Annotated in this window: 9 protein-coding genes; 2 read left to right on the top strand and 7 right to left on the bottom strand. The window is 45.7% G+C overall.

Annotated features, from left to right (window positions below):
- Nucleotides 1–601: 601 nt before the first annotated feature.
- Nucleotides 602–1,465: a formylglycine-generating enzyme family protein gene (locus HXW94_RS07290; protein WP_178366233.1), complete on the top strand. Its 864-nt coding sequence runs from the start codon at nucleotides 602–604 to the stop codon at nucleotides 1,463–1,465.
- A gap of 26 nt (nucleotides 1,466–1,491) precedes the next feature.
- Here the strand turns inward: HXW94_RS07290 and HXW94_RS07285 are convergent, their stop codons facing one another.
- The 5 genes from HXW94_RS07285 to murJ all read right to left on the bottom strand — a co-directional run bounded on the left by HXW94_RS07285 (nucleotide 1,492) and on the right by murJ (nucleotide 4,766).
- Entirely contained in the window at nucleotides 1,492–1,989 is a 498-nt protein-coding gene (locus HXW94_RS07285) for a MauE/DoxX family redox-associated membrane protein (protein ID WP_178366232.1), read from the bottom strand.
- Complete coding sequence (locus HXW94_RS07280; protein WP_218576611.1) at nucleotides 1,986–2,363, bottom strand: rhodanese-like domain-containing protein; 378 nt, start codon at nucleotides 2,361–2,363, stop codon at nucleotides 1,986–1,988. Before HXW94_RS07280 ends, HXW94_RS07285 begins: the two co-directional genes overlap by 4 nt.
- 131 nt (nucleotides 2,364–2,494) lie before the next feature.
- Nucleotides 2,495–2,788, bottom strand: coding sequence for a hypothetical protein (locus tag HXW94_RS07275; protein WP_178366230.1), 294 nt, complete (start codon nucleotides 2,786–2,788; stop codon nucleotides 2,495–2,497).
- A gap of 68 nt (nucleotides 2,789–2,856) precedes the next feature.
- Nucleotides 2,857–3,174, bottom strand: coding sequence for an FtsB family cell division protein (locus HXW94_RS07270; RefSeq protein ID WP_178366229.1), 318 nt, complete (start codon nucleotides 3,172–3,174; stop codon nucleotides 2,857–2,859).
- Nucleotides 3,171–4,766, bottom strand: coding sequence for a murein biosynthesis integral membrane protein MurJ (gene murJ, locus HXW94_RS07265; RefSeq protein WP_178366228.1), 1,596 nt, complete (start codon nucleotides 4,764–4,766; stop codon nucleotides 3,171–3,173). Before murJ ends, HXW94_RS07270 begins: the two co-directional genes overlap by 4 nt.
- A 104-nt stretch (nucleotides 4,767–4,870) precedes the next feature.
- Between murJ and rpsT the strand changes: the two genes are divergently transcribed.
- Complete coding sequence (gene rpsT, locus HXW94_RS07260) at nucleotides 4,871–5,122, top strand: 30S ribosomal protein S20 (RefSeq protein ID WP_178366227.1); 252 nt, start codon at nucleotides 4,871–4,873, stop codon at nucleotides 5,120–5,122.
- Nucleotides 5,123–5,219: 97 nt separating this feature from the next.
- On the opposite strand, the gene lptE is transcribed toward rpsT, so the two are convergent.
- Together lptE and iscB are read right to left on the bottom strand one after the other, a co-directional pair.
- On the bottom strand, nucleotides 5,220–5,744 hold the full coding sequence (lptE, locus tag HXW94_RS07255; RefSeq protein WP_246293782.1) for an LPS assembly lipoprotein LptE: 525 nt from the start codon (nucleotides 5,742–5,744) through the stop codon (nucleotides 5,220–5,222).
- Between the two features lie 76 nt (nucleotides 5,745–5,820).
- Complete coding sequence (gene iscB / locus HXW94_RS07250; protein WP_178366226.1) at nucleotides 5,821–7,113, bottom strand: RNA-guided endonuclease IscB; 1,293 nt, start codon at nucleotides 7,111–7,113, stop codon at nucleotides 5,821–5,823.
- Between the last annotated feature and the right edge of the window lie 561 nt (nucleotides 7,114–7,674).

Below are 7,674 nucleotides of genomic sequence, written 5' to 3'. Positions count from 1 at the left end.
TGAACTTCTCTTGTCCCGTATGTCGGACATAAGTTCTGCTTATAGCTTAAGGTTTTACACACTCAGCTTTTTGAGTGCAACCGCCAACACCTTTTCAAAGAGCTGAATAATATGTTAGCACTTATATAGTAACTATTCAAATATTATTTTATAAGTAATAGGATTTATTCAGTTGTATAAAACCTGGTCCTCTGGACCAGGTCAGAGATAAAAGGCTCTGCCCTTGTCAAAAAGGTCGAAGACCTTTGAAAATAGACGCTTTTGAACGTTACTGTTCAATCGTTCCAAGGTCAGGTCTCGAAATTTGTGTGAGGACAGTAGTTCATGCCCTCTGGGCTTAACCCAAATCCTGGCCCTTCGGGTCAGGATTTTTACTATATAAAACACTACTTATGATTTTAATAAATTACTTATTGATATTTTTTAATACTTTTAAATCGACTATATAAATTTAAACCAGGTGTCAACATATCATTTTCATACGCATGGATATCCCCTTGAAGCCCGGGTTTTAAATGTGTTAATGTCAACATTATTATCCGCTTGGCTCATTCAAAACCAGACACTCGATGATCGAGAGACAAGAAATCAGGAACTTATTATGAGGTTAAAGTCCTTGTTCGCCATACCGTTTTTTCTTTTGATTTTCGTATTGATTAATGGATCTATGATTTCGGATCTATTTGCCCAAAACTCTTTTATCAATAAAATCGGAATGAAATTTATTCTGATTCCGGCAGGGTCCTTTATTATGGGAAGCCCAGACTCGGAAAAAGGACGGCAGAGACACGAAAAGCAACACAGGGTGATCATCACCAAAAGCTTTTATATGTCGGAGACCGAAGTCACCCAGGGTCAATGGAACCGCCTTGTATCTCCGAATCCCTCCTCGTTTAAGCTGGGCAATTACTATCCTGTGGATACCGTATCCTGGTATGATGCCATTGAATTTATTCGATTTTTAAACAAAAGAGAAGGCACCCGTAAATACCGTTTGCCTACGGAAGCGGAATGGGAATATGCCTGTCGGGCCGGCAGTCAGACGGCCTTTGCCACCGGAGAGGTAACCACTTTTTCATGCAAGGAACCGGAACCAGCGCTTGTTGATCATGCCTGGTACTGCTTTAATTCCGGTGGTTTCTCACCGGCTGGGGATTTCAAGCCCCATCCGGTCAAGCTTCTTAAGCCCAATAAATGGGGGCTTTACGACATGCACGGTAATGTTCAGGAATGGGTTCAGGATGCCTGTGAATGGCGCACGATCTGGAGCGTGGGCGCCGGAACCATTACCCGGACCTATGTTGACGGCATTACAGATCCGTTGGAAACAAAAGGAGACCACCGGGTGGTCAGAGGCGGCGGATGGTTTCAAAACAGTAAATACCAGCGATGCGCCTACCGCACCAATTACAAGCCCGTGGCCCGCCGCAACAGCCTTGGATTCAGAATTGTCCGGGAGCAGTGAGCCGGTAAGGCCCATGGCCCTGGATTTCACCCCCTGTCTTTTTTATCGAATAGCCTGAAAAGATAAATCCCTGCCCCAAGCATCACAAGATCCCTGACAAGCAGCCAGATTGAAGTCCAGGTGCCTTTGGTCTCACCTAAAGAGAAACAGCCGCAGTCAAATTCATGGCCCCGTATCAGATTAAAGCTGATCAGAAAAATAAAGCCTGCCAGCATGGCATTAATTAATAAAAGACCCGAACGTTTAAGCAACCCGGTGATCAGGCTGATACCGCAGACAAGCTCCACAAAAGGCACGACAATGGCTAAGATATTTATACTCGGGTGGGGAAAGACCGCATAGCCATACAAAATTGTGGCAAATTGATCCGGTGACACGATTTTGTGCCAGGAGCTGAAAATAAACGTGCCCCCCAGAAACAGACGCAGTGCCCATTCAATGAGCCTTGTTTGCCGACGAAAATCCATAGATGCCGGTCCAACCCCATTTTTGAATTTAAATTTTGAACGAAACAGATTGCTCATGGGTCGGCTCCCTGGACGGCCACGTCAAATCCCATCGCCTCCCATTCAGCAAACCCGCCGGCATAAACCGCCACATGGGTAAACCCCATTTCAACCAAACGGGTGGCAAATGTATGGGAATCGTGACAGGTCACACTTGCACAATATACAATAATCTCATCTTCGGGGGTTATTTTTGACAGCAGCGCTTTTTCGTCCTCTTCAAAATCATCCAAAGGAAAATTCAATGCCCCTGGAATATGCCCCAGCTCATACATATCAGGCCGGCGGACATCAACCACGACCGCCGGCCCGGATTCCACCAGTCGTTTAACTTTGAACGGATTGTTGATCTGCATAACATCAACGGCGTGGGCCTTGTTTGCCCCGGCCATAACCACCCCCTGATCGGGATTCCACTGGCCCCTGAGGGCAATACCGTTAGGGGAGAGTGCATTAACGCCAAGACTTAGCATTAGGCAAATAATTAAAATAAAAAAACACCCTGGGATATCTCGTTTAAAAATCATAACCGGGCTTTAATGCGTTTGAATATGCCCACCCGTTTCTGCATGACAATAAGCCGAAGCCATACTTCGAGCATATGGGCCATCCGGGCTTCCTGGGTGCTGGCGGGAATCTTTTCTTTGGAATCTGATATTTTCTTTTGTGCTTCAAGGCGGGCAATGGCGTCACGGATATGCTTGCCATCAGCGCCTTGGTTTGTATCCATTGCCCTGTACATTTCAAGGGCATCATCTATATATCCCTGTTTCTCATACAAGCGGGCCAGCGACAGGGTTGCAAAATTAGAAGTCATTTTTCAGATCCTTGATCTTTATTCTATTACAAAAAATAAAAAATGGTGAAATTCCTTTTTCCCGGTTTTTAGTTTCCAGTTTCCAGTTTCTGCGGTGTAACCGCCTTGGGTTTTTCTTTGAAAATCAATTCATCCTGAGCGGCCATTTCATACTCATGTTTGGCCAGGTGCTTAATATATTCGATATCGGTTTTAAGTTTCAATATCTCTTTTTCTATTTTTGAATTTTGACTGCCGGCAATGGCAACCTGGACTTCAAGCTGCGCCTGTCGGGCTTTAAGCCGACTGTAATCCATGACTCCGCTTGTGGAAAAAAAGAACATAAATAAAAGGATAACCGCGGCTCCCAGGGCCAGGTAAAGGCCTATTTTTTCCATATGGGTCATTTTGATTTAAAAAAAATCCTTATAAGCATTGCCATTTCCGGATTTGATGTAAGATGGGCCGCCAACAGGTAGCAGCCGGCCCCTGCACCAATGCTGACAACAAGGCCTGCTGCCTGAATCATGCTTGAACAGCCGGCCCAGAAGCCCCATATCCATCGAACCAGAAAAAACATTATAACAGACATAAAAACTGCTCTGCAAGCGCAAACCAGTACGGCCCTGCCCTGGATGTCAAAGGGCCCGGATACGGCAAGCAGGACAAATCCGGCGACAGCGGACAGGGATACGGCTAGACTAAGCCCTGTGACCCCCATGGTTTCCACAAAAAGACGGCACAATAAAACGTTGCACCCAATGGACACAACGCCTGCCATGAACGGCTGCCGGATATTGGACAAGGCATAGTGAAACGCCACAAAAAGCCGGGTGCCCGCAACCGCCCAGAGCCCAAGAACCATAAAAACAAGACATTGGCCGGTCTGATCCACTGCAGTCAAATCAAACGCCCCCCTGCCGAACAGCAACGAAACTATGGGACGGTTTAAGGCAATGATACCGACTGTTGCAGGAATAATTAAAAAAAAGACCATGCGGACACCAGCATCAAACAAAAGACTGCAATCCTGGGTTTGCTGTGGTTGATCAAAAAAATCAAATTCCGACACCCTCGCGGAATTTTTCCCGGTTTCCGGGCAACGCGTACCAGCCATTGCAGACAGCATGGATAATAAAACCGTGGCAACGGGAGAGACCACCAAAGCCAAAGGAAACTGAACCAGACGTTCGGCATAATTAAGATAAGAGACCGCACCGGAATCAAGCTTTGAGGCGGTAAGTCCTGCCACCAGCAGATTAATTTGGAAAGCCGCAGCCCCGATCACGGAAGGGCCGAGAGTAATAAAGGCTTTTTTTACATGGGGATGCACCCGGACAAAGGCTTTGAAATCAAACATCCCAAGCTTTGCAAGGCTTGAAACTTGAAAGGCAAGCTGAACAATGCCGCCGACGGTTACCCCAAAGGCCAGAACGACAATCTTTGGCGTGAACCGGTCGGAAAACAGTAGAACGGCCGTGATAATACAAAGATTGAGCAGAATCGGCGTAGCTGCAGGCACATGAAAATTTCCCCTTGCATGGAGCACGCTCATGCACAAGGCCACAAAAAAAATAATGAACATATAGGGCATCATTATCCTGAACAGCAGACAGGACAATGTATGGGAATAAGAACCGGCACCATACCCCGGGGCAAAAAAATCTATCAAAAAGGGCGCAAAATAGATCCCGAACCCGACCAGCAGCGTCCCTGCAATGGATATAAAAAACAGTGCATTCAAAAACATGGCCACGGCCTGGTCTTTTTTATTTTGGACAAATTGTACTGCAAACAACGGGATGAAAGAGATGCTTAAAATCCCGTCGGACATCATTTTCCGGATCAGGTCAAAGGGCCTGAACGCAATGAAAAAAGCGTCAGAAACCGTCCCCGCACCAAATATAAAAGCAATGACCGCATCCCTTATCATACCGAGTATTCTTGACATCAGTGTAATCGAACTGATAGATGCCGCTTTTTTAATAAAATGGGCCACAGGTTTTCCTTGACATGTTTATATGTTTTATATAAATTACCGAATTTGATATAAGTTTTATTATTTATTTTTAATTTTCTATTTTATGAAGGAGCTAGACCACGTTGGCGAACCATAAATCAGCAAAAAAACGCGCAAAACAAAATCAGGTCAGACGGATGAGAAACAAATCCGTAAAAACCGCCCTTAAAACCCTTGAAAAAAAGCTTCGTGCAGCTAAAGAAGCGGGTGAGAATACCGAGGAACTGATGAAAAAAACCCAGTCAGCCATTCACAAGGCGGCTAAAAAAGGTGTTGTCCACAAAAAAACTGCGTCAAGAAAGATCTCCAGACTGTTCAAATTTGCGAACGCATAAGTTGCGCGCTTTTGCACCATTTAAGCTCAGCCGGTCCAGACTATAAACCGGCGTCTGCTCTTATTCAAGGAACAGACGCCGGTTCGTTTTGTTGGATTTAAAAGTCGTTTGTGATTTGGCTGACCAGGCGTTCGGCCACACGTTCGGCAATGAGATCAACCGCCTCCCGTTTATTGGCCTCATCATTCACAGTATTGCTTGATACGTCATAAGATTCACTGGCTGAAAAATTTTTCACCGACCAGAGAACCTTGCCCCCGGTCCCGGTCAGAACCACATCAACCCTGGCATTAACTTGCCTTTCCGTAACATCTTCCGAAGAAGATCTGGACAATGTGGAAAAGGTGATGGATTGAACCGTACCTGATATTTTGCGGGTGGCATTATCGGCATCCACAACAATGGTATCTGTTTTTGCGGTAATTTCCCGTATCAATTCGTTGGTAAACGATATCCCGGCCCTGGATTCGGTGCTTTTGTTTTCAAATATAGCCACAGAGACCCGGGTGACATCATTATGAATGAAACCACCGCCGGCCAGCCGGTATCCACACCCCGAACAAATTATTAAAAAGAAGGCCATCATCGGCCATGCAATACGTTTTTTCATAAAATGCGGCAAGGAAACCCCTGAGTCTTTAGCTCAGGGGAGGAATTGCCGCCCTCCTTATAATAATTTAGTAGCCAGGCACCGGACCTTAGCACATCATATTGTAGGAATAACCGTCAGATGCATGAAGCAGCCTGCAATATTTCCAGCTAATGCCCTGTACTGTTTTGTCCACTGTTTTAATGTTAAACGACCCGCTTTTTCTGACAGCGACACGTCCGGTGTACGTTCCAACCTTTTTGCCGGAAGTGACAACCGCCTTGACGATGTCGCCCGTCTGAAAGCCTTTGACTTTTTTCTCAGTTGACTTTGCTGTTGTCCGGGGGAATCCGAACTTGTTTACCCTGCACATCTGCCTTGAACCATGACCGTCTGCCTTTACAATCAACACGGCCTTATCGATCTGAAACATCTTTTCCGGTGTGCTTTTCCCAACACAGGCGGCATCGAGCCAATGCGTTTTGTGAAGTCCCCTGGTCGTCCGGTTGAATTTTGTCAGACCGCCGGAGCCTGTTTCAACCGGCAGTCCGTTTTTTTTCAAGGTACGGAACAAGTCCCATCGGGTCGCATTGACGGCGCCCGCATCCTTGAGCGGCATTTTGGACTGTTTTTGAATTCGTTTCAACACTCGCGGTTTCCTTGAAAGGAACTGTTCGAGTGACTTGTTCCCCTTCTTCCTGTTGCACGCCGTACAGGCCAGTGTCAGATTGCTGACTCTGTTGGAACCGCCTTTCGATTTCGGCACGATATGTTCAATCTCCAACGGGATATCTGTTTTTCCGCAGTAGGCACACGTTCTGTCCCATTTTTCCAGAAGGTATTCCCGTACCTCATACCCCATGAGTTCCCCCTGCTGATACGCGACACCTGATATTTCGGGATTCTGTATTTTCTGCATGTCAAACCGAACCAACTCCATTGAAATTGCCTGAATATTGCAAAACCGGCACAACCGGTTGACCCAGGTTTCGATATTGTGAACCCGGCTTTTTAATGAAGGCGGCAGCCATCCTTCCGCCCTGGTCCGGTTATCAAAGCGCGGTTTTCGGTATCGCGTTTTCCGGTTTCTCCGGGATCTTCTGATGGCTCGTCTTGATTCCAGATTATTTTTGATCTGCTGGCCTCGATGTCTCAGTTCCATGGCAAAAACAATCTCTCCGGTATCGTCTTTAATCACGGCAATTCCGGTCTCTCTACTGCCCGGATCAATCTTGATCCGCAATGGGTTTGATGCCACGTCCAAAACGGTCTCTTTCAAAATGATTGTGAAGGGGAACTGTCTGAAAACTGCGGCTTTCCCTTCTTTTAAAAGCAGTCTTGCTTTTGCCGGATGTACCGGATTCTGAGGCTTTTTGTTTGTATCCAGAACAAATACACTCAATTTTAAAATCCTCTTGTTTCCAAGGTAATGTTTGCCGCGTCAATGTTATGACCGGGTTTGTCGCAAGCAGCACCGGCTTAACCCCTTAAACCTGTTTAACCACTTACCGTAGAACCTGGAGCTGGCGAGCACCCCAGGGTACCTGTTTCCGATCTAACGTAGTGCTCGAAGCACTTAGACTGGTCAACTTTGGGGCTTTTTCAAGCCCCTCGGTCTTTAGCCGAGGGGTAGTTGACTATATCCTCAGGGAAAAGCGCTTGACAAATAATGCTAAAAATTACACGATAGCCCAGTAATTTTCGACAGAATTATCATAAAAAAAAAGAATAATACAGGTTAAACTGGATATTTGCCATAAGAAATTGGATACCACATATAGTATTTTTGTGTACCATCTATCCACAACATACAGGCACTTTAGATGTAAAAAGTGCTTATATCAAATATCCAGAGGTTAAACAGTGCTGACGCATGACTTTTTATGTCGATTATTGAAATATCATTAAATATCAATAGCTTATGATCTTTAAGGCCGGTATAAAGCAGTCCTTGTTCAACATG

This window comes from Desulfobacter latus (genome assembly GCF_013389365.1).
GTDB lineage: Bacteria > Desulfobacterota > Desulfobacteria > Desulfobacterales > Desulfobacteraceae > Desulfobacter > Desulfobacter latus.
Note: the sequence above shows the minus strand (reverse complement) of the source record. Positions and strands in the feature narration are given on the sequence as shown.